Raw genomic sequence first — 20,569 nt, 5'->3', positions numbered from 1 at the left:
GGCGCTCCGGAACGGGACGGGACGGGACAGGACGGGGTGGACAGGACGGGCGGGGCGGGGCGGGACGGTCGGCGCCGGGAGAACGAGCGCGGCGGGCCCGAGGTCACGGACGGGCGGCGCGGCGCGCGGCGGCGGGCCGTCCGGGCGGTCGTGTCCGGGCGGTCGTGTCCGGCGCCGGGCCGTCAGGGCGCGTAACCTGCTGGGGCGGACGGATGGAGGGGCCATGGCGGTGGACGAGCAGCGGGCCGGGAGCAGGGTCAGCCGGCCGGAGATCAGGCTGGTCAGGCGCGGGTTCACCGACCCGGCGCAGGCGGTGCGGCTGCTGGCGGGCCCCGGCCTGGAAGGCCTGGCCGACGACCCCGTGCTGCTGGACGCGCTCGGCGCCACCGCCGACCCCGACCTCGCCCTGCTCGGCCTGGCCCGGCTGCTGGAGGCCGCCGACGAGGCCGAACGGCACACCCTGCGCGACACCCTCACCACCTCCAAGCCGCTGCGCGACCGGCTGCTCGGCGTGCTCGGCGTCTCCACCGCGCTCGCCGACCACCTGGCCCGGCACCCGCACGACTGGCACATGCTGGTCACCTTCGAACTGCGCGACATGCACCCCGGCCCGGAGGACTTCCGCCGCGCGCTCGCCGAGGGCGTCCGGCGCGGCCGGGAGCGCGGCCGCAGCCCGGCGGACGCGCTGCGCGTCGCCTACCGCCGCTGCCTGCTCGCCATCGCCGCCCGCGACCTCACCGGCACCACCGACCTCGCGCAGACCGCCGCCGAACTCGCCGACCTGGCCGGCGCCACCCTGCAGACCGCCCTGGACCTCGCCGCCGAGCAGGACCAGGACGCCGCCCGGGCCTGTCGGCTCGCCGTGATCGGCATGGGCAAGTGCGGCGGCCGCGAACTCAACTACGTCTCCGACGTGGACGTCATCTTCGTCGCAGAGCCGCGCGAGGGCGTGGACGAGCACGAGGCCGTCAAGGCCGCCACCCGGCTCGCCGCCGCCCTCACCCGGCTCTGCGCGGACACCACCGGCGAGGGCACCATCTGGCCGGTGGACGCCAACCTGCGCCCCGAGGGCCGCAACGGCCCGCTGGTGCGCACCCTGGCCAGCCACCTCGCCTACTACCAGCGCTGGGCCAAGACCTGGGAGTTCCAGGCGCTGCTCAAGGCCCGCCCGGTCGCCGGGGACGCCGAACTCGGCGCCGCCTACCTGGAGGCGCTGGCCCCGATGGTCTGGCAGGCCGCCGCCCGGGACAACTTCGTCACCGACGTGCAGCAGATGCGCCGCCGGGTGATCGACTCGATCCCCGCCACCGAACTGGACCGCCAGCTCAAGCTCGGCCCCGGCGGGCTGCGCGACGTCGAGTTCTCCGTCCAGCTGCTCCAGCTGGTGCACGGCCGCACCGACCCGGCGCTGCGCAGCGGCAACACCCTGGAGGCGCTGGCCGCGCTCTCCCGCGGCGGGTACGTCGGCCGGGCGGACGCCGTCTCGCTGGACACCGCCTACCGCTTCCTGCGCTCCCTGGAGCACCGGATCCAGCTCTACCGGCTGCGCCGCACCCACCTGATGCCCACCGGCGCGGAGGACCTGCGCCGGCTGGCCCGCTCGCTGGCCGCGCTGATCAACGACGACACCCGCTCCGACCCGGTGGCCGCGCTGCAGCGCGAGTGGAAGCGGCACGCGGTGGAGGTCCGGCGGCTGCACGAGAAGCTGTTCTACCGGCCGCTGCTCGACGCCGTCGCCGAACTGCCGCCGGGAGCAGCCGGGTTGACCCCGGACGCGGCCCGGGCCCGGCTGGAGGCGCTGGGCTACGCGGACCCGGCCGCCGCGCTGCGCCACCTCAGCGCGCTCGCCTCCGGGGTGAGCCGCAAGGCCGCGATCCAGCGCACCCTGCTGCCGGTGCTGCTCGGCTGGTTCGCCGACTCGGCCGACCCGGACGCCGGGCTGCTCAACTTCCGCCAGGTCTCCGACGCGCTCGGCCGCACCCCCTGGTACCTGCGGCTGCTGCGCGACGAGAGCGCCGCCGCCGAGCAGTTGGCCCGGGTGCTGTCGGCGGGCCGGCTCGCCCCCGACCTGCTGCTGCGCGCCCCCGAGGCGGTCGCCATGCTGGGCGACCCGCAGGGCCTGGCGCCGCGCGGCCGGGCCGCCCTGGAGCAGGAGATACTGGCCGCCGTCGGCCGGGCCGGATCCACCGCCGCGGCCGTCGCCGCCGCCCGCTCGGTGCGCCGCCGGGAGCTGTTCCGCACCGCCGCCGCGGACGTCCTCGGCCGCCTCGGGGAGGACCCGGCCGAGGCGCTGGACACCGCGGGGGAGGCGCTGACCGCGCTCAACGCCGCCACCCTCCAGGGCGCGCTGCGCGCCTGCACGGCCGGCTGGGAGGCCGAGCACGGCGACCTGCCGACCCGGATCGCGGTGATCGCGATGGGCCGGTTCGGCGGCCACGAGCTGGGCTACGGCTCGGACGCCGACGTGCTCTTCGTCCACGAGCCGCTGCTCGGCTCGCTGGAGCAGGACGCCGCCCGGGCCGCCCAGGCGGTCTGCAACGAGCTGCGGACCCTGCTCGGCGCGCCGTCCACCGAGCCGCCGCTGCTGGTCGACGCCGACCTGCGGCCGGAGGGGCGCAGCGGTCCGCTGGTGCGCACCCTCGCCTCGTACGCGGCGTACTACCGGCGCTGGTCGCACGCCTGGGAGAGCCAGGCGCTGCTGCGCGCCGAGCCGGTGGCCGGGGACGAGGAGCTGGGCGCGCGGTTCCGGCAGCTGATCGACCCGCTGCGCTACCCGGGCGTCGGGGTGCCGGAGCGGGACCTGGTGGAGATCCGCCGGATCAAGGCGCGGATCGAGGCCGAGCGGCTGCCGCGCGGCGCCGACCCGACCACGCACACCAAGATCGGCCGCGGCGGGCTGGCCGACGTGGAGTGGACGGTGCAACTGTTCCAGCTCCAGCACGGGCACGAGCTGCCGGCGCTGCGCACCACCCGGACCAGGGCCGCGCTGGCGGCCGCCGCCGAGGCCGGGCTGGTCGGGCGCTCGGACGCGCAGGTGCTGGACGCGGCCTGGGTGCTGGCCTCCCGGGTGCGTTCGGCGGTGATGCTGGTGCGGGGCCGGCCGGGCGACAGCTTCCCCGGGGAGGCCCGGGAGCTGGCCGGGGTGGCCCGCTACCTCGGGTACGGCGCCGGGCACAGCGGTGAGCTGGTGGACGACTACCGGCGGACCACCCGGCGGGCCCGGGCGGTGGTGGAGCGGCTGTTCTACGGGGGCTGAGACCGGCGGCTGGGACCGGCGGCTGAGGCCGGCGGCTGAGGCCCGGCACGCGAAAGGGGCCCCGGGTGGGGCCCCTTCCGTACGTCCAGGTCCGGCAGCTCTACCGGCGGGCGCTGCTCACCGCGGGTTCGCTCCACTGCTCGGGGACGGTGATCGGCTCCTCCGCCGTCTCCCGGGCGGGCACCTGGGGCAGTTTGTAGACCCAGGAGTGGTACATCCAGCGGGCGGTGAGGAAGCCCACGCCCAGGCAGAGCACGCCGCCGACGGCGTCCATCCAGAAGTGGTTGGCGGTCGAGACGATCACCGTCAGGGTGGCCAGCGGGTAGAGCAGGCCGAGCACCCTGACCCACGTCCGGCGGGCCAGGTAGAAGATGGCCAGCCCGCACCACATCGACCAGCCGATGTGCATCGAGGGCATCGCCGCGTACTGGTTGGACACGTGCGCGGCGGGCCCGGAGGCCATCGAGCCCCAGGTGCCGTGCACCTTCACGGTGTCGATGAAGCCGCCGTCGGTCATCAGCCGGGGCGGGGCCAGCGGGAAGAAGAAGAAGCCGACCAGGGCGATCGCGGTGGTGGCGAACAGCACGGTGCGGGCGGCGACGTAGCGGCCGGGGTGGCGGCGGTAGAGCCAGACCAGCACGCCGATCGTCACGACGAAGTGCAGGGTCGCGTAGTAGTAGTTCATCCCGGTGATGAGCCACCCGACGCTGTCCGCGGCGTGGTTGATCGAACGCTCGACGGCGATGCCCAGGGACTGCTCCAGGTCCCAGATCCAGCGCGCGTGCTTCTGGGCTATCGAGGCCTGTTCCGGAACGGCGTTGCGGATGATCGAGTAGACCCAGTAGCTGATCCCGATCAGGGCCAGTTCGAACCAGATCTTCGGCCGGGCCGGTGAGCGCCGCTGGTCGCGGATGCGGCCGCGCAGTGCGGCGACACGGGACTGAGTGGCGCGGGCGGCTCCGTCGGGCAGGCGTGCCGAGGAGGCCGGCCGTGCTCCGGAACCGTCACCGCGGGCCGCTTCGGCGCGCGGTGCGCGGCCGTGTTGGATCTTGGTCGGTTCCCCCATGGACGAGAAGTCTGCCAGACGTCCCGTCGCCGTCCGATCATCCCCTGGCAGTGGATTCTTCACCGGCTGTCCCCCTTGAGGGTTAGGGGGAGGCTCCCACCGGGGTAGGGGGTGAGGTCGGGTCTGGTGCTTACCGGTGGGACAGGCATACGTCCCATTGTTACGCCGACCGCTCCAAGGGCGTAATCGGGGTGGCAGCAACGGTCCTGGCCTGGAGTTTCCCGGAAAGAAACCGTTTCTGCATCTTGCTGAAACATATTGCAGGCCGCTAGCTTCCAGGGAACTCGCTCACCCCTTCCCCTAAGGGAGACCCTCAGTGGCCGATGTCCGGCTCCGCCCCCGGCGGAGCACCCCCCGACGCAGACCCGGCCGCACGGCCGTCCTGCTGGCCGCCGCGCTGACCGCCGCCACCCTCGGCAGCGCCCCCGCGGCCCTCGCCGCCGCCCCGCCGCCCCCGCCCTCGGACGCCGCCCTGGCGGCCACCGCCGGGCGGCACGACCTCAGCCGCGAGCAGTTCTACTTCGTCCTGCCCGACCGCTTCGCCAACGGCGACCCCGCCAACGACACGGGGGGCATCACCGGCGGCCGGCTGGACCACGGCTTCGACCCGGCCGACAAGGGCTTCTACCACGGCGGCGACCTGGCCGGCCTGATCCAGCGGCTCGACTACATCCAGAACCTCGGCACCACCGCGATCTGGATGGCCCCGATCTTCAAGAACAAGCCGGTCCAGGGCAGCGGTGACCAGGCCTCGGCCGGCTACCACGGCTACTGGATCACCGACTTCACCCAGGTCGACCCGCACTTCGGCACCAACGACCAGCTCAAGGACCTGATAGCCAAGGCGCACGCCCGCGGCATCAAGGTCTTCTTCGACGTCATCACCAACCACACCGCCGACGTCATCGACGACGCCGAGCAGCAGCACGGCTACCGCTCCGTCGGCGCCTACCCGACCCTCGACGCCGACGGCAACCCCGTCGACGAGACCGCGATCGCCGACGCGGGCGCGCCCTGGCCGCGGCTCACCAAGGACTCCTTCCCCTACACCCCGGTCTTCCGCAAGCCCGCCGACGCCACGGCCAAGACCCCGTCCTGGCTCAACGACCCCGCGCTCTACCACAACCGCGGTGACTCGACCTTCGTCGGCGAGTCCGCCACCGAGGGCGACTTCAGCGGCCTGGACGACCTCGACACCCAGAACCCCCGGGTGGTGAAGGGCTTCGAGAAGGTCTACCAGCAGTGGGTCAAGGACGCCGGCGTGGACGGCTTCCGGATCGACACCGTCAAGCACGTCAACATGGCGTTCTGGCAGCAGTGGGCGCCCGCGCTCAAGGACTTCGCCGCCAAGCAGGGCAACAAGAAGTTCTTCATGTTCGGCGAGGTCTACTCCGGCGACCCGGCGATCACCTCGCCGTACGTCACCAAGGGCAAGCTCCAGGCCACCCTGGACTTCCCGTTCCAGGGCGCCGCGCGCAGCTACGTCTCCCAGGGCGGCTCGGCGAAGAACCTCGCCGACGTCTACGGCCAGGACTACCGCTACACCACCGCCGACACCGACGCGTACGAGCTGCCGACCTTCCTCGGCAACCACGACATGGGCCGGTTCGGCTCCTTCCTGCTCGCCGACAACCCGGGCGCCGACGAGGCCACCCTGCTGAAGAAGGACCGGCTCGGCACCGAGCTCCAGTTCCTCACCCGCGGCCAGCCCGTCGTCTACTACGGCGACGAGCAGGGCTTCACCGGCGCGGGCGGCGACCAGGACGCCCGGCAGGACATGTTCGCCTCGAAGACGCCCTCCTACAACAGTGACCGGGTGCTCGGCGGCCCCTCCGGCCCGGCCGACCGGTACGGGCAGGGCGGCGCGCTCTACCAGGACGTCGCCGCGCTGGCCAAGCTGCGCCGCGACAACCCGGCCCTCGCCGACGGCGCCCAGATCGAGCGCTACGCCGCCGACGGCGCGGGCGTGTACGCCTTCTCCCGGATCGACGCCGGGCAGCGGACCGAGTACCTGGTGGCGGTCAACAACGCCGCCGAGGCGAAGACCGTCTCCCTGGACACCTTCTCCGCCGGGACGGGCTTCGACCGGATCTACCCGGCAACGGGCGGGAAGGTGACCTCCGGCGCCGACCGCAAGGTCACCGTGACGGTGCCGGCGCTCTCCTCGGTGGTGTTCAAGGCGGCCGCCGGGCTCGCCCCCACCACGGCGGCGCCGCAGCTCTCCGTGCAGCCGCCGGCCGACGGTTCGAGCGGCACCGTCACCGTCGGCGCCACGACCGGCGGCGGCTTCAACCGCGTCACCTTCGCCGCCCAGATCGGCACCGGGCCCTGGCAGACCCTGGGCACCGCCGACACCGGGAAGAACCTGGTCACCCAGGACCTGAGCGCCACCGCCCCCGGCACGGTCGTCCGCTACAAGGCCGTCGTCCAGGACTCCAGCGGCCGGCTGCGCTCCGCCACCGCGAGCTTCACCACCGGCGCCCCCGCGCCCAAGCCGGTGCCCACCGCCGGCGCCCGCCCGTACGCCGTCGTGCACTACAACCGGCCGGACGGCGACTACGACGGCTGGAACCTCTACGCCTGGGGCGACCTCGCCGACGGCGAGGCCACCCCGTGGCCCGCCGGGCACGCCTTCACCGGCCGGGACGCGTACGGCGCCTTCGCCTACGTGAAACTCAAGCCCGGCGCCTCGGACGTCGGGTTCGTCGTCGAGAAGAACGGCGTCAAGGACGTCGACGCCGACCGCCACGTCGACGTCGGCGCCACCGGCGAGGTCTGGATCCGGCAGGGCGACCCGGCGGTGCGCACCGCCGACCCGGGCCCGGCGAACACCCAGCCCGCCGACACCGCCGTCCTCCACTACAACCGGCCGGACGGCGACTACGACGGCTGGGGCCTGCACGACTGGACCGGCGCCGCCACCCCCACCGACTGGGGCAAGCCCCTGATGCCGGTGCGCCGCGACGCCTTCGGCGCCGTCTTCGAGGTGCCGCTGGCCCCCGGCGCGACCAGCCTCAGCTACATCCTGCACAAGGGCAACGACAAGGACCTGCCCACCGACCAGTCCCTGGACCTCGCCGTCGACGGCCGCGAGGTGTGGCTGCTCGGCGGCCGCGAGGGCCACCTGCTGCCGCAGAACGCCGCCGCCTCCGCGCAGGTGGACCTCGGCAGCGCCAAGGCCCAGTGGATCGACGCCAGGACCGTCGTCGTCCCGGCGGCCTACGGTGCGGGCGACGCCGCCCTGGCCGGCGGCACCAGCGCCCAGCTGGTGTACGACCCCGAGGGCGGCATCCGCGCCGACAAGGGCGTGCTCACGAAGCCCGGCCGGTGGATCAGGCTCAACGCCGCCCAGGGCGGCCTGACCGCCGCGCAGAAGGCCGCGTTCCCGCACCTGGCGGGCTACCGGGCCTTCACCGTGGACGCCCGGGACACCGCCCGAGTCCCGGCCGCGCTGCGCAGCCAGCTGCTGTTCACCGAACACCTGCCCAGCGGCGCCGTGCTGGCCGCCACCGGCGTGCAGACCCCCGGCGTGCTGGACGACCTCTACGCGCGCCGCACCGGCCGGGTGGACTTCGGCCCGGCCTACTACAACGGCAAGGTGGCGCTGTCGGTGTGGGCGCCGACCGCGCAGGAGGTGTCCGTCCAGGTCTTCGACGGCGCGACCGGCGGCACCCCGAAGACGCTGCCGCTGAAGCTGGACGACGAGACCGGCGTCTGGGAAGTCGTCCGCGACAAGGGCGAGTTGGACGGCAAGTACTACCTGTACCAGGTGAAGGTCTGGGCGCCCTCCGTCCAGCAGGTGGTGGTCAACACCGTCACCGACCCGTACTCGGTCGCGCTGTCCACCGACTCCAGGCGCAGCCTGGTCGCCGACCTGGCCGCCAAGGAGCTCAAGCCCGCGGGCTGGGAGGAGCAGAACGTCCCCAAGGCCGTCCCGCCGGCGCAGCAGCAGATCCAGGAACTGCACGTCCGGGACTTCTCGGTGGAGGACACCACCGTCCCGGCCGCCGAGCGCGGCACCTACCTGGCGTTCACCGAGTCGCAGTCGGCCGGCATGCGGCACCTGCGGGAGCTCGCCCGGGCCGGGGTGACCACCGTCCACCTGCTGCCGACCTTCGACATCGCCACCATCCGGGAGAACCGGGCCGACCAGAAGCTGCCGGCCTGCGACCTGAAGTCCCTTCCCCCGGACGGTCCGAAGCAGCAGGAATGCGTGGCGGCCGTCGCCGCGGACGACGCGTACAACTGGGGCTACGACCCGTTGCACTACACCGTGCCGGAGGGGTCCTACGCCACCGAGCCGAATGGCGCGGCGCGCACCGTCGAATTCCGGCGGATGGTGCAGGCGATGCACGAGGCCGGGCTGCGGGTGGTGCTGGACGTGGTCTACAACCACACCGCCGCCAGCGGCCAGGCCGAGCACTCGGTGCTGGACAAGGTCGTCCCCGGCTACTACCAGCGGCTGGACGACAACGGCAAGGTCACCGCGGACAGCTGCTGCGCCGACACCGCTCCCGAGCACGCCATGATGAACCGGCTCGTGGTCGACTCGGTGACCACCTGGGCCCGCGAGTACAAGGTCGACGGCTTCCGCTTCGACCTGATGGGCCTGGACCCGAAGTCCACCATGCTGGACGTGCAGGCCGCGCTGCGGAAGATGACGCCCGCCTCGGACGGCATCGACGGGAAGAACGTCTTCCTCTACGGCGAGGGCTGGAACTTCGGCGTCGTCGCGAACAACGCCCGGTTCGAACAGGCCACCCAGCTCAACCTGGCCGGCACCGGCATCGCCACCTTCGACGACCGGATCCGCGACGCCGCCCGCGGCGGCAACTTCATGCTGAACTCCGCCCCGCAGCAGGGCTTCGCCTCGGGCCTGTACACCGACCCCAACGGCTCGCCCGCCAACGGCACCCCGCAGGAGCAGAAGGACCGGCTGCTGCACCAGATGGACCAGCTGAAGGTCGGACTGACCGGCAACCTGGCCGGCTACTCCTTCACCGACAGCTCGGGCCGGGCCGTCACCGGCGCGCAGGTCGACTACAACGGTGCCCCGACCGGGTACGCGGCCAAGCCGGGCGAGGCGGTGGAGTACGTGGACGCCCACGACAACACCGACCTGTTCGACGCGCTCGCGTACAAGCTGCCGACCGGCACCGCGCCCGCCGACCGGGCCCGGATGCAGGCGCTCGGGCTCTCGCTCACCGCGCTCACCCAGGGCGCGGGCTTCGCCCAGGCCGGCAGCGACCTGTTGCGCTCCAAGTCGCTGGACGCCAACTCCTACGACTCGGGCGACTGGTTCAACGCCATCCACTGGGACCCGTCGCAGGGCAACGGCTGGGGCCGGGGCCTGCCGCCGGCGGCCGACAACAAGGAGATGTGGCCGACCGCGCAGTCCCTGCTGGCGAACCCGCGGCTGACCGTGGGAGCGGCCGACATCCGCGCGACCTCCGCGCAGTACCAGGAGTTCCTGCGGATCAAGCAGTCCTCGCCGCTGTTCTCGCTGCCCACCCTGGCCGCCGTCCAGCAGCGGCTGTCCTACCCGCTCTCCGGCACGCCCGGTGAGACGCCCGGGGTGATCACCCTGCACCTGGACGGCACCGGGCTGAAGGGCGCCGAGAAGGGCGTCACCGTGGTGTTCAACGCCACGCCCACCGCGCAGGCGCAGACCGTGGCGGCCCTGAAGGGGACGGGCCAGGCCCTGCACCCGGTCCAGGCGGGCGGCGCGGACGCGGTGGTGAAGCAGGCCGGCTTCGACGCCGTGACCGGCACCTTCACCGTGCCGGGCCGCACCGTGGCGGTGTTCGTCCAGGGCTGATCGACGAACGCCGGAACCCCCGGGTCCCGCACCGCCGTTGGGGCGGTGCGGGACCCGTTTCGTTTTGGCCGCCCGGTGGCCGGAAAGCGCCGATGGCACGGCCGGAAGCGTGATGTGCCGCCCCCGCCCGGCGCCGTCGGCCACCGGGTGGTGCGGGCGGGAGCCCTGAGCGCTGGTCAGTGACATCCGGAAGTGATCGAACATTCCCCGGATCATGAAAACCGTGTTCATGAGTTCTCAAAGGGGTAACACAACTGATGAACAGTCATGCATACGGTTTCGGTAATGAATCGGCCATTCCGTGGCATGCATCTGTCATTAACGACTCGTTTGCTGCCACGATTCCTGCGGCTGCAGACGAGGGGGCCCCACCCCCCGGTGCGGCTGACCAGTTCAGGTGCAGCGCGTCCCAAACCTGCCACGACTTGTGAGCACCGCAATCGCACCCCCGTCGCACACCCCGGGCGGGGGCCCCCACTGCGCCGCAACCCTGCGGCCCAGGTTTCTCTCCACCGGTGCGAACCCGCGCCGGTCGGAAAAGGAGTCCGCATGTCCCGTTACGCTCACGCCCGGAAGGCCGCGGTTGTCATGGCCGCAACCACCGCGCTGCTGGTGACCGGCATACCGGTCATCGCGCAGGCCGCGACGCCCGACGCCCCGTCCGCCGTCGCCGCCCAGCAGTCGGAGCGGGCCGCGCTGATCGCCTCCGCGAACCAGCAGTCCGCGTCCTTCGTCCAGGCCCTGGGCCTGAGCAGCCAGGAGAAGCTGGTCACCAAGGACGTCGTCCAGGACACCAACGGCGGCCGCCACCTGCGCTACGAGCGCACCTACGCCGGACTCCCGGTGCTCGGCGGCGACCTGATCGTCCACCAGGACGCCGCGGGCGCCACCAAGAGCGTGACCAAGGCCAGCGAGGCCGACCTCAGCGGCGTCAGCACCACGCCGGCCCAGGCCGCCCCGAAGGCCCAGGCCGCCGCGCTCGCCGCCGAGCAGGGCGCCGCCGTCGACACCGCGCCGCGCCTGGTCGTCTGGGCCGCCGACGGCACCCCGAAGCTCGCCTGGGAGACCGTCGTCTCCGGCCGTGAGTCCGACGGCACCCCGAGCAAGCTGCACGTGGTCACCGACGCCAAGACCGGTGACGTGCTCAGCAAGGCCGACGGCATCAAGCGCGGCAGCGGCAACGGCGTGTTCGTCGGCAACGTGCCGCTGACCACCACCCAGAGCGGCTCGACGTACTCGCTGAAGGACGCCACCCGCGGCGGCCAGTACACCACCGACATGAAGAACGGCACCTCCGGCAACGGCACGCTGTTCAGCAAGTCGAGCGACACCTGGGGCAACGGCCAGGCCAGCAACCGCGAGTCCGCCGCCGTCGACGCCCAGTACGGCGCGGCCGCCACCTGGGACTTCTACAAGAACACCTTCGGGCGCAACGGCATCCGCAACGACGGCGTCGGCGCCATGAGCCGGGCACACTACGACACCGGCTACGTCAACGCGTTCTGGGACGACAGCTGCTTCTGCATGACCTACGGCGACGGCTCGGGCGACACCCACCCGCTCACCGAACTCGACGTCTCCGGCCACGAGATGACCCACGGCGTCACCTCGGCCACCGCCAACCTGAACTACTCGGGCGAGTCCGGCGGCCTCAACGAGGCCACCTCGGACATCTTCGGCTCGATGGTCGAGTTCTACGCCAACCTGCCCGCCGACAACCCGGACTACCTGATCGGCGAGCTGATCGACATCAACGGCAACGGCACGCCGCTGCGCTACATGGACAAGCCCTCCAAGGACGGCACCTCCGCCGACTCCTGGTACTCGGGCGTCGGCAACCTGGACGTGCACTACTCGTCCGGTGTCGCGAACCACTTCTTCTACCTGCTGGCCGAGGGCAGCGGCGCCAAGGTGATCAACGGCGTCAGCTACAACAGCCCGACGGTCAACAACATCACCGTCGGCGGCATCGGCCGGGACAAGGCCCAGCAGGTCTGGTACAAGGCGCTGACCGCGTACATGACCTCCACCACCAACTACGCCGCCGCCCGCACCGCGACCCTGAACGCGGCCACCGACCTGTACGGCGCGAACAGCGCCGAGTACAACGCGGTCGCCACGGCCTGGGCCGCCGTCAACGTCGGCTCGCTGCCCAACCCCGGCGGCATCACCGTCACCAGCCCGGGCAACCAGTCCACCGCGGTCGGCGGTGCGGTGAACCTCCAGATCAAGGCCTCCGGTGGTACCGCGCCGCTGTCGTACAGTGCGACGGGTCTGCCGGCCGGGCTGGCGATCAACGCGTCCACGGGTGTGATCACCGGTACCGCCACCACGGCGGGCTCGTCCAGCGTGACGGTGACGGTGAAGGACTCGGCGGGCAAGTCCGGCACCACCAGCTTCACCTGGGCGGTGACCGGTGGCGGTGGCGGGACGTGCACGCCGGCGCAGCTGCTGGGCAACGCGGGCTTCGAGACGGGCTCGGCGGCGCCGTGGACGACCAGCTCCGGCGTGGTGGACAACAGCTCCTCGCAGGCGGCGCACGGCGGTTCGTGGAAGGCGTGGCTGAACGGCTACGGTTCCTCGCACACCGACACGCTGGCGCAGACGGTGACGATTCCGGCGGGCTGCAAGGCGACGCTGAGCTTCTGGCTGCACATCGACACCGCTGAGTCGGGCAGCACCGCGTACGACAAGCTGGCCGTGTCGGTGAACGGCACCACGCTGAAGACGTACTCCAACGTGGACGCGGCGGCGGGCTACCAGCAGCGGACCTTCGACCTCTCGTCCTACGCGGGCCAGACGGTCACCCTGAAGTTCACCGGCACCGAGGACGCCTCGCTGCAGACGAGCTTCGTGATCGACGACACCTCCATCCAGACCGGCTGAGTCCGGACCGGGCCCCCGCGGGCCCGGTGAACCAGGACAGGTGAGGGGCCCGGCGGCCACGGCTGCCGGGCCCTTGTCGTGCGTCCGGGCCCAGGCGGTGCAGAAACGTTCCTCCAGGGCTCTTGACGCTCTCTCCCGGCGGCCCTAGGTTCAGCGCTGCAAGTTTCCGGCAAGTTACAGAAACTTCCTGCATGGCTCTTCCCGCACGGCCCACCCCCCGGCTGCCCCCACCCCAGCCACCCCCAGGAGACGACGTGGTCACCACCGCCCCCACCCGCCGGACCGCCCGCGCGGCCGGCGCCCTCGCCGCCTCGGCGGCCCTGGCGCTCTCGCTCGCCACCTCCCTCGGCGCCCCCGCCGCCCAGGCCGCCCCACCCGCCAACAATGGCAAGGACGTCACCGCCACCCTCTTCGAGTGGCGCTTCGACTCGGTCGCCCAGGCCTGCACCTCGACGCTCGGCCCGAAGGGCTACGGCTTCGTCGAGGTCTCGCCGCCCCAGGAGCACATCCAGGGCCCGCAGTGGTGGACCTCCTACCAGCCCGTCAGCTACCGGATCGCCGGTCGGCTCGGCGACCGGACGTCCTTCAAGAACATGGTCGACACCTGCCACGCCGCCGGGGTCAAGGTCATCGCCGACGCCGTCGTCAACCACATGACGGCCGGCTCCGGCACCGGCACCGGCGGCACCGCGTACACCAAGTACACCTACCCCGGCACCTACCAGGACCAGGACTTCCACTCCTGCCGCCAGCCGATCACCAACTACCAGGACCGCTCCAACGTGCAGAACTGCGAGCTGGTCAACCTCGCGGACCTGGACACCGGCAGCGCGTACGTCCAGCAGACCATCGCCCGCTACCTGGACGACCTCGGCTCCCTCGGCGTCGACGGCTACCGGATCGACGCCGCCAAGCACATCGCCGCCGGCGACCTCGCCGCCATCAAGGCGAAGACGGCCAACCCCAAGGCCTACTGGGTGCAGGAGGTCATCTACGGCGCCGGCGAACCGGTCCAGCCCGGCGAGTACACCGGCACCGGCGACGTCGACGAGTTCCGCGTCGGCACCGACCTCAAGCGGATGTTCACCAGCGACAAGCTCGCCAACCTGTCCGGCTGGGGCGCCTCCTGGGGGTACCTGCCGAGCGGGCAGGCGCGCTCCTTCGTCGACAACTGGGACACCGAGCGCAACGGCTCCACCCTCAACTACACGTACGGCAACACCTACACGCTGGCCAACGTCTTCCTGCTCGCCTCGCCGTACGGTGCGCCCAACGTCTACTCCGGCTACGCCTTCACCAACAACGACGCCGGCCCGCCCAACGGCGGCACCGTCAACGCCTGCTACCAGGACGGCTGGAACTGCACCCACGCCTGGCGGCAGGTGGCCAACATGGTCGGGTTCCGCAACGCCGTCGCGGGCACCGGCGTGACCAACTGGTGGTCCAACGGCAACAACGCGATCGCCTTCGGCCGCGGCAACAAGGGCTACGTCGCGCTCAACCACGAGAGCGGCCCGATCACCCGGACCTTCCAGACCGGGCTCGCGGCCGGCACCTACTGCGACGTCCAGCACGGCGACCCGCAGCCGGGCGGCGGCTGCACCGGCCCGACCTACCAGGTGGGCGCCAACGGGCAGTTCACCGCGACGGTCGGCGCGGGCGACGCGATCGCGCTGTACGTCCCGGGCGGGGCGGCGAACGCCTCCGGCGCCTCGTTCAACGTCAACGCGACCACCGTCAACGGCCAGAACGTCTACGTGGTCGGCGACATCGCCGCGCTCGGCGGCTGGGACCCGGCCAAGGCGCTGCCGCTCTCCTCGGCCGGCTACCCGGTCTGGTCGCTGTCGCTCGCGCTGCCGGCCGGCACGGCCTTCCAGTACAAGTACGTCCGCAAGGACGCGAGCGGCGCGGTGACCTGGGAGTCCGGGGCCAACCGGACGGCGACCGCGTCGGCCTCGGGCCCGGTCACCCTGAACGACACCTGGCGGCCGTAGGGCCCCGGGTGTCGCGCTTGTCGCTCCTCAGGGCCGCCCTTGGACCCCCGTCAGCCCGGCCTGACGGGGGTCCCTCGTGTGGGTGGCCGTGCCGGTTCAAACCTCGGCCGGCGAGGCAGCGCTGACACGATCGCGGGATGAGAACCACCCCCCTCGTCCTCGACCTCGAACTGTGCGGCGGCCGCTGGGACGGCCACCGCAAGCGCGTCAACGCCGCCGCCCCGCCACCCGCCCTGCGGATGCTGCTCCGGGCCCGCCTGCCCGCCGCGGAGAGCGGCGAGTACCGGCCGACCACCAGCGTCTACCGGCTGGACGGCGACGGTGCCGGCTCGCTCCGCTACCGCCACTCGCACGACGAGTGAACGCTGCGCCGGTCCAACTCCCATCCCCGAAAGTGGGGTTGGGTTAGGGTGAGGGCATGGTTGCAAACTGCAAGGAAGAAGTGGCTGTGAACGAACCGGAGTTCGTCAGCGCGCCCGCCCTGATTCTTCAGTCCCTCGCCGCAGACCCCGACCGGCGGGCCATCACCACCGCCGACGGCGTCGAGATCACCGCCGGTGACTTCGTCGCCGCCACCTACCGCCTCGCCCACGAGCTCATCGCCCGGGGCGTGGTGCGCGGCGACACCGTGACCCTGCTCGCCGGCAACACCGCCGAGGCGCTGAGCGCCCGTTACGCGGCGGGCCTCGCGGGTGCGCGGGTGGTGAACCTCTACGACGGCATGAGCGCCTCGACCCTGGCCGAGATCGCGACGAGCGTCGACACCGCCGTCCTGCTCGTGGACGCCGAACGGTACCCGGCGGCCGCCGAGTTGCTGCCCCTGATCGACGTGCCGACGGTGCTCCGCCTCGGCCCCGGACCGGATGCGATCGGCGAGGACGTGATCGCCGCCTGCGCCCACCGGTCCGCCGAGCCGCCGGCCGTCCGGGTCGGCCCGGACGACGACTGGGGCATCCGGCACACCGGCGGGACCACCGGAATCCCGAAGGGCATCCGGAGCCTGCACGGCGCCTACCGGAAGGTCTTCGACATCCCCGGCCGCACGGAGAGCGACGCGCCCCGCTTCCTCGCCGCCACCTCGCTCGCCCACCTCGCCGGGCTCTTCTCCGACCTGACGCTCCACCACGGCGGTGCGGTCGTCCTCCAGCGCTCCTTCGACCCCGGCGCGGTGCTGGCCGCGATCGAGCGCGAACGCATCACCGACCTGTGGGTGCTGCCGCCGCTGCTCTACCAGTTGCTGGACCACCCGGCGATCGGCCGCACCGACCTGTCCAGCCTGCGCCGGGTCTCGTACGGCGGCTGCGCGGCCTCGCCCACCCGGGTGCGCGAGGCGCTCAAGGTGTTCGGGCCGGTCCTGTGGAGCGGCTACGGGCAGTCGGAGGCGCAGAACATCTGCATGCTCGCCCCGCACGAGCACGACCGGGTCGGGCACGGCGGCCAGATCGCGGTCGGCCGCCCCCTCCCGGGTATCGAGGTGGCGATCCGGTCCGCCGACGGCACCGGGCTGCCGACGGGGGAGCAGGGCGAGATCCACGTCCGCTCGGACACCGTCATGGCCGGGTACTGGAAGCGGCCCGACCTGACCGCCGAGGTGCTGCGCGACGGCTGGCTGAACACCGGCGACATCGGCTACTTCGACGCGGACGGCTACCTCTACCTGGCCGACCGGCTCAAGGACAAGATCATCGTGGTCGGCGGGCACGTCTACCCGTCCGAGGTCGAGGACCTGCTGCTCACCCACCCGGCGATCGCGCAGTGCGCGGTCTTCGGGGTGCGCGACGCGCAGGAGGCGGAGCACGTCCACGTCGCCGTCGTCGCCGCGTCGGGGCAGCGGCCGGACCTGGAGGAGGTCCGAGCGTTCGTCACGGCCCACAAGGGGCGGATCTACGCGCCGGAGGCCCTGCACCTCGTGGCCGCGATCCCGCTGACGTCGGTCGGCAAGCCGGACAAGAAGCGGCTGCGCGAGTCCGTGGCGGGCTGACGGCGGGCGGCCGACGGCGGGCCCACGACGGCGGGCCCACGACGGCGGGCCCACGACGGCGGGCCTACGGCGGCGGGCCCACGACGGCGGGCCTAGCCCCGTCCGACGTACGGCATGGCGGTCGCCATCACGGTGGCGAACTGCACGTTGGCCTCCAGCGGCAGCTCGGCCATGTGCCGGACGGTGCGGGCCACGTCGGCCACGTCCATGGTCGGCTCGACCGCGATCCGCCCGTCCGCCTGCCGCACCCCGGTGCTCATCGCGGCGGTCATGTCGGTCGCCGCGTTGCCGATGTCGATCTGCCCGCAGGCGATCCGGTACGGGCGGCCGTCCAGCGACAGCGACTTGGTCAGCCCGGTGACGGCGTGCTTGGTCGCGGTGTAGGCGATCGAGCGCGGGCGCGGGACGTGCGCCGAGATCGAGCCGTTGTTGATGATCCGGCCGCCCTGCGGGTCCTGCGCCTTCATCTGCCGGAACGCGGCCCGGGCGCAGAGGAACGCCCCGGTCAGGTTGAGGTCGACCACCGCCCGCCAGGCCTCGACCTCCAGGTCCTCCACCGGCACGGCCGCGCCGAAGGTGCCGGCGTTGTTGAACAGCAGGTCCACCCGGCCGAAGCGCTCGACGGCTGCGGCGAACAGCGCGTCCACCGCCGCCGGGTCGGTGACGTCGGTCGGCACCACCGCGGCCGGCGTGCCGCCCAGGCGGGCGGTCTCCCGCAGCGGCTCGGCCCGCCGGCCGGCCAGCACCAGCCGCCAGCCGGCCGCGGCCAGTTCGACCGCCACGGCCCGGCCGACTCCGCTCCCGGCTCCGGTGACGACGGCGATCTGCTGGGGCATGGCGTTCTCCTGGGTCTGCTCGGGTCTGCTGGGCTTCGGCTTCGGCTTCGGCTTCGACTGGGCTCGGGTCGGTTGGGGCGTGAGCCGATCGTCGCGGATGCGACGGCCGCCGTCACTGGTCGAAGGCCCCAAAATCCGCACCCCCGGACAGGCCCCGGACCGTGCTCCCCGCCGTCCGGCCCCCGTCGACCGGGGGGAGTGGTGAAGGCCTTTACCTGATCGCGAACAAACATTGGATTTCCGGTGGCCACCGCGCAACCGGGCCACCCCGGTCCACGTCATAAGATCGCAGGAAGGCGCGCCACCGCGAGGGAGGACGCGCCGCCACCCCGGGGACCGCACCAGCGTCGCGCCCCCGGCCTGTCCGGCCCCACCGGGGGGCCACAGCCCGGTCAGACGGACCGGGCGTGTCATCGGTCGGAGAGTCCTCACCGTGCTTAGGCAGTCGTCCCGTTCCCGCGCCGTCCTGACCGGCGCCGCCGTGCTCGCCCTGGCCGCCTCGCTGGCGGCCTGCGGGAGTTCCGGTGGCGGGAAGGGGGACAGCGCCAAGGCGGCCGGCACCCCGGGTGCGACCGGTGGCAGCGCCACGGGGGGTTCGCCCAGCGCCGGTGGCGGCGGTACGCCCGCGCCCACCACCGCGGAGCCCGCGGCCGCCAGTGGGAAGGTGCTGATGCCCACCGGCCCGGCCGCCACCCTGAGCAAGGCCCGGGACACGTCCGCCGGTCCGATCATGGTGACCACGGTGACCGGCGCGAAGTCCGGCGTCTCCGGCAAGGTCTGGGTCTGGCTGCCGCCCGAGTACAACGACCCCAAGTTCGCCAAGACCGGTTTCCCGGTGCTCACCCTCTTCGCGGGCGGCCAGAGCAACGGCTACAACACCTGGACCGACAACCAGCTGCCGATCCAGGAGGAGAACGAGCAGCTGGTCAAGGCGGGCAAGTCCCACCCGTTCATCATGATCATGCCGGTGCAGAACTTCAACAGCGACGAGCACAACGCGCTGGACTGCTCCGACATCCCGGGCCAGCCCAAGATGGGCACCTGGATGTCCCAGGACCTCCCGGACTTCGTCCGCGCCAACTTCCGCACCGTGAAGGGCCGCGACGGCTGGGGCGTGATGGGCGCCTCCACCGGCGGCTTCTGCAGCGCCAAGCTCGCCCTCCAGCACCCGGACGTCTACAAGGCCGCCGTCCCGATCGACGGCTACTACGTTCCCGACTCGGGGCTGTGGAAGGGCCACGACGCCGAGCGGCAGGCCAACAACCCCGACGTGCTGGTCGCCCAGGGCAAGGCCGACGTGAAGATGCTGGTCACCGCGGGCGGCGCCAACCCGTACGAGACCAAGCTGGTCAAGGGCTGGGTCGCCAAGGCCGCCCCGCCGGTGTCGCTGGAGTACTACGAGCAGCCCGGCGGCAAGCACCTGACCTCGGACTTCAAGAAGATGATCCCGGACACGCTGGAGTGGCTCACCAAGAACCTGGCGGGCCCGGCGGCCGACTGATCCCAGCCGCACGGCCGTCCGCACGACGAGCCGTACGACGACCCGCAGGCCGTGGGCCCGGGGCACCCAGGTGTCCCGGGCCCACGGCGTTCCGGCGGCGTCCGGAGACCGGGGCGGGCGATCGCGGGGCGGCTCCCGCGCGGCGCCGCTTCCCCCGCGCACGCGCCCGTGACCTGCGCGTCAATCGGACATTGATTCACTTTTGATCGACTGTGAGCACCTTGGATGGGGCCGCTCCACCGGCCGGCCCCGCCCGCCCCACGACGTCGTGAAGAGAGTGCCATGCCGATCCATCTGCTGCCCCAGCCGTCCCCCTCCGTGCCCGAGCAGGCGGGGTCCGGGGTCGACACCCGGGTCGCGGCCGTGTCCGTGCGGGCCGTCGGCGAGGAGCCGGCGACGGCCCGCTTCGCCGGACTGCGACTGGTGCACGCCGCGCTGCGCCGGGACCTCGCCCGACTGCCCAACGCCCTGCGGCTGCTCCAGCCCGGCGAGGACGACGCCGGCGAGGCGCTGCTGCGGCACTGGAGCTTCGTGACCGCGATGCTGACCTGCCACCACGAGCAGCAGGACAGCCGGATCTGGCCGATCGTGCGCCGCTTCGCCCCCGAGCTGCGGCTGCTGCTCAACTGGCTGGAGGCTGACCACCACAACCTCGACCACTCGTTCACCCGGGTCACCACGCTGGTGCGGATCGCCAGCCGGGACACCGGCAGCGCCTGGCCGGTGGCGTACGCGATGGAGGACCTGGCGGCCCGGCTGGAGACCCACCTGCGGATCGAGGAGCGCCAGTTGCTGCCCCGGATGGAGCGGGTGGTCCCGGAGGGCTCCCGGCTCGGCGGCCTGGGCGAGCTGATGGACCTGCTGCGCTCGGCGGACGGCCCGGGGACGGCGGACGCGCTGGCTTGGCTGCTGGATGGTGTGGAACCGGCGCTGGTGGAGCGGCTGTTGGCCGAGTGCGACGACGACGTGGCCCGCAACTGGCCGCACTGGCAGGCCACCTACCAGCGCTGCACGGCGCCGCTGTGGAGCCCGGCCGGTGCGCGGGGCAGCGACCTGGGCGGTGTCGCCGACTGACCGCCGGTCCTTTTCGCGGCCCGTCGATCTACGCGCGTGGCATACCCCTGAGGCATATGCCGAGCCTTTCCGGAATCCGATCCCGTAGTTCCAACTCCCCTCATCCCCTAGGGGATTCGACCCATCACCCTCGGGGTCGCGATCGTTCGGGTGCTCC

At 72.6% G+C, this 20,569-nt stretch carries 10 protein-coding genes; 8 read left to right on the top strand and 2 right to left on the bottom strand.

Annotation, left to right across the window (positions count from 1 at the left end; translation table 11 throughout):
• The first annotated feature begins 223 nt into the window (after positions 1 to 223).
• Positions 224 to 3,256, top strand: coding sequence for a bifunctional [glutamine synthetase] adenylyltransferase/[glutamine synthetase]-adenylyl-L-tyrosine phosphorylase (locus ACIQVZ_RS00445; protein ID WP_402445882.1), 3,033 nt, complete (start codon positions 224 to 226; stop codon positions 3,254 to 3,256).
• A 100-nt stretch (positions 3,257 to 3,356) separates the two neighbouring features.
• Here the strand turns inward: ACIQVZ_RS00445 and ACIQVZ_RS00440 are convergent, their stop codons facing one another.
• Positions 3,357 to 4,322, bottom strand: a complete 966-nt coding sequence (locus ACIQVZ_RS00440) for a phosphatase PAP2 family protein (protein WP_402445879.1) — start codon at positions 4,320 to 4,322, stop codon at positions 3,357 to 3,359.
• A 316-nt stretch (positions 4,323 to 4,638) separates the two neighbouring features.
• Here ACIQVZ_RS00440 and pulA point away from each other — a divergent pair, with 316 nt between their 5' ends.
• The 5 genes from pulA to ACIQVZ_RS00415 all read left to right on the top strand — a co-directional run bounded on the left by pulA (position 4,639) and on the right by ACIQVZ_RS00415 (position 17,001).
• Complete coding sequence (gene pulA / locus ACIQVZ_RS00435) at positions 4,639 to 10,140, top strand: pullulanase-type alpha-1,6-glucosidase (protein ID WP_402445878.1); 5,502 nt, start codon at positions 4,639 to 4,641, stop codon at positions 10,138 to 10,140.
• A gap of 549 nt (positions 10,141 to 10,689) precedes the next feature.
• Positions 10,690 to 13,026, top strand: coding sequence for a M4 family metallopeptidase (locus ACIQVZ_RS00430; RefSeq protein WP_402445875.1), 2,337 nt, complete (start codon positions 10,690 to 10,692; stop codon positions 13,024 to 13,026).
• A 254-nt stretch (positions 13,027 to 13,280) separates the two neighbouring features.
• Positions 13,281 to 15,020 carry a carbohydrate-binding module family 20 domain-containing protein gene (locus ACIQVZ_RS00425; RefSeq protein WP_402445873.1) on the top strand — a complete coding sequence of 580 codons (1,740 nt, stop codon included), beginning with the start codon at positions 13,281 to 13,283 and terminating at the stop codon, positions 15,018 to 15,020.
• 137 nt (positions 15,021 to 15,157) lie between these two features.
• The gene (locus ACIQVZ_RS00420; RefSeq protein WP_402445870.1) at positions 15,158 to 15,382 is read left to right on the top strand and encodes a hypothetical protein; all 225 of its coding nucleotides are present in this window, start codon (positions 15,158 to 15,160) and stop codon (positions 15,380 to 15,382) included.
• A gap of 56 nt (positions 15,383 to 15,438) precedes the next feature.
• Entirely contained in the window at positions 15,439 to 17,001 is a 1,563-nt protein-coding gene (locus ACIQVZ_RS00415; RefSeq protein ID WP_402445867.1) for an AMP-binding protein, read from the top strand.
• A gap of 92 nt (positions 17,002 to 17,093) precedes the next feature.
• Here the strand turns inward: ACIQVZ_RS00415 and ACIQVZ_RS00410 are convergent, their stop codons facing one another.
• Positions 17,094 to 17,837, bottom strand: a complete 744-nt coding sequence (locus tag ACIQVZ_RS00410; protein ID WP_402445864.1) for an SDR family oxidoreductase — start codon at positions 17,835 to 17,837, stop codon at positions 17,094 to 17,096.
• Between the two features lie 433 nt (positions 17,838 to 18,270).
• Between ACIQVZ_RS00410 and ACIQVZ_RS00405 the strand changes: the two genes are divergently transcribed.
• Complete coding sequence (locus tag ACIQVZ_RS00405; protein WP_350885302.1) at positions 18,271 to 19,338, top strand: alpha/beta hydrolase-fold protein; 1,068 nt, start codon at positions 18,271 to 18,273, stop codon at positions 19,336 to 19,338.
• Between the two features lie 282 nt (positions 19,339 to 19,620).
• The gene (locus ACIQVZ_RS00400) at positions 19,621 to 20,412 is read left to right on the top strand and encodes a hemerythrin domain-containing protein (RefSeq protein WP_350885300.1); all 792 of its coding nucleotides are present in this window, start codon (positions 19,621 to 19,623) and stop codon (positions 20,410 to 20,412) included.
• Positions 20,413 to 20,569: the final 157 nt, after the last annotated feature.

Source organism: Kitasatospora sp. NPDC098663 (assembly GCF_044760075.1).
Taxonomy (GTDB): Bacteria; Actinomycetota; Actinomycetes; order Streptomycetales; family Streptomycetaceae; genus Kitasatospora.
Note: the sequence above shows the minus strand (reverse complement) of the source record. Positions and strands in the feature narration are given on the sequence as shown.